This is a genomic window from Streptomyces sp. NPDC001056, assembly GCF_053598955.1.
Genome location: NZ_JBSFLI010000090.1, coordinates 1 through 2,670, shown reverse-complemented (window position 1 = coordinate 2,670; position 2,670 = coordinate 1). Strand labels below are relative to the sequence as shown.

Below are 2,670 nucleotides of genomic sequence, written 5' to 3'. Positions count from 1 at the left end.
TCCGAGGCGCTCGCCCTGCCGGGCGTGTACGCCGTCATGACGTACGACGACCTGCTCCTCGCAGAATGCTCTTTAAAAATTAACAGCCGATAAGTGTGGGCGCTTGATGGCAGCGAGCTGATCCTCGGATCAGATAGCGAAAGTATCAAGAGTCTCACACTAAAGTAAGTCAGGTTTATGAAGTGATTCATATTCCTGTCAGCTTTGAGTGAGCGACCGGTTCTTAACTGAACCGAAAACAGTAACAGGTTTAAACTGAAGAGTTTGATCCTGGCTCAGATTGAACGCTGGCGGCATGCCTTACACATGCAAGTCGAACGGCAGCACGGGTGCTTGCACCTGGTGGCGAGTGGCGAACGGGTGAGTAATACATCGGAACATGTCCTGTAGTGGGGGATAGCCCGGCGAAAGCCGGATTAATACCGCATACGATCTACGGATGAAAGCGGGGGACCTTCGGGCCTCGCGCTATAGGGTTGGCCGATGGCTGATTAGCTAGTTGGTGGGGTAAAGGCCTACCAAGGCGACGATCAGTAGCTGGTCTGAGAGGACGACCAGCCACACTGGGACTGAGACACGGCCCAGACTCCTACGGGAGGCAGCAGTGGGGAATTTTGGACAATGGGCGAAAGCCTGATCCAGCAATGCCGCGTGTGTGAAGAAGGCCTTCGGGTTGTAAAGCACTTTTGTCCGGAAAGAAATCCTTGGCTCTAATACAGTCGGGGGATGACGGTACCGGAAGAATAAGCACCGGCTAACTACGTGCCAGCAGCCGCGGTAATACGTAGGGTGCGAGCGTTAATCGGAATTACTGGGCGTAAAGCGTGCGCAGGCGGTTTGCTAAGACCGATGTGAAATCCCCGGGCTCAACCTGGGAACTGCATTGGTGACTGGCAGGCTAGAGTATGGCAGAGGGGGGTAGAATTCCACGTGTAGCAGTGAAATGCGTAGAGATGTGGAGGAATACCGATGGCGAAGGCAGCCCCCTGGGCCAATACTGACGCTCATGCACGAAAGCGTGGGGAGCAAACAGGATTAGATACCCTGGTAGTCCACGCCCTAAACGATGTCAACTAGTTGTTGGGGATTCATTTCCTTAGTAACGTAGCTAACGCGTGAAGTTGACCGCCTGGGGAGTACGGTCGCAAGATTAAAACTCAAAGGAATTGACGGGGACCCGCACAAGCGGTGGATGATGTGGATTAATTCGATGCAACGCGAAAAACCTTACCTACCCTTGACATGGTCGGAATCCTGCTGAGAGGTGGGAGTGCTCGAAAGAGAACCGGCGCACAGGTGCTGCATGGCTGTCGTCAGCTCGTGTCGTGAGATGTTGGGTTAAGTCCCGCAACGAGCGCAACCCTTGTCCTTAGTTGCTACGCAAGAGCACTCTAAGGAGACTGCCGGTGACAAACCGGAGGAAGGTGGGGATGACGTCAAGTCCTCATGGCCCTTATGGGTAGGGCTTCACACGTCATACAATGGTCGGAACAGAGGGTTGCCAACCCGCGAGGGGGAGCTAATCCCAGAAAACCGATCGTAGTCCGGATTGCACTCTGCAACTCGAGTGCATGAAGCTGGAATCGCTAGTAATCGCGGATCAGCATGCCGCGGTGAATACGTTCCCGGGTCTTGTACACACCGCCCGTCACACCATGGGAGTGGGTTTTACCAGAAGTGGCTAGTCTAACCGCAAGGAGGACGGTCACCACGGTAGGATTCATGACTGGGGTGAAGTCGTAACAAGGTAGCCGTATCGGAAGGTGCGGCTGGATCACCTCCTTTCCAGAGCTTCTCGCAAAGTTGAGCGCTCACGCTTATCGGCTGTAAATTTAAAGACAGACTCAGGGGTCTGTAGCTCAGTCGGTTAGAGCACCGTCTTGATAAGGCGGGGGTCGTTGGTTCGAATCCAACCAGACCCACCATTGTCTGACGTGTCGGTGATCGTTAGCGCTTTAGCGCTTACGAGCAACCCATGCCGATAGGCTGTAACACCTGAGGTCATCTGTACTCATGGGGGCATAGCTCAGCTGGGAGAGCACCTGCTTTGCAAGCAGGGGGTCGTCGGTTCGATCCCGTCTGCCTCCACCAATCACCAACGCTAAGGGCTTGGTTCAGACACTGAACCGAGAATTTTGCATTGGCGATTGAGCCAGTCAGAGTGATACGTAGTATGTATCGGCTGTCGTTCTTTAACAATCTGGAAGAAGTAAGTAATTTGGATAGCGGAAGCGTCTTGAGATGGACGTGGAAACTATCCGGGTTGTGATTGTATCGATGTATCTCAAGATGATTCGAACTCTATGTTTGACTCAATTGGAATACGGCACAACGCGAGAACTCAACCTGTAGCGACTGTCGAGAGACAGACTCGTTATAGGGTCAAGCGAACAAGTGCATGTGGTGGATGCCTTGGCGATCACAGGCGATGAAGGACGCGGTAGCCTGCGAAAAGCTACGGGGAGCTGGCAAACAAGCTTTGATCCGTAGATGTCCGAATGGGGAAACCCACTCCTTTTGGAGTATCCATGGCTGAATACATAGGCCATGCGAAGCGAACGCGGTGAACTGAAACACCTCCGAGTTCCAGGTGCCGCAGGGGCTGCCCACGCCGCAGCCGCCGGCCGGGGAGCCGGAGGGGTCGGCGTTCAGCACGCCGAGCACGTACGG

Annotated in this window: 2 tRNA genes and 2 rRNA genes; all 4 read left to right on the top strand. The window is 54.1% G+C overall.

What is annotated here, in order from left to right:
- Nucleotides 1-252: 252 nt before the first annotated feature.
- Nucleotides 253-1,785 (top strand): 16S ribosomal RNA (locus ACWDD7_RS37530).
- Nucleotides 1,786-1,848: 63 nt separating this feature from the next.
- Nucleotides 1,849-1,925: transfer RNA gene (locus ACWDD7_RS37525), tRNA-Ile, on the top strand.
- 90 nt (nucleotides 1,926-2,015) lie between these two features.
- A tRNA-Ala gene (locus tag ACWDD7_RS37520) sits at nucleotides 2,016-2,091 on the top strand.
- A 289-nt stretch (nucleotides 2,092-2,380) separates the two neighbouring features.
- Nucleotides 2,381-2,670: ribosomal RNA gene (locus tag ACWDD7_RS37515) — 23S ribosomal RNA — on the top strand; the annotation flags it as partial.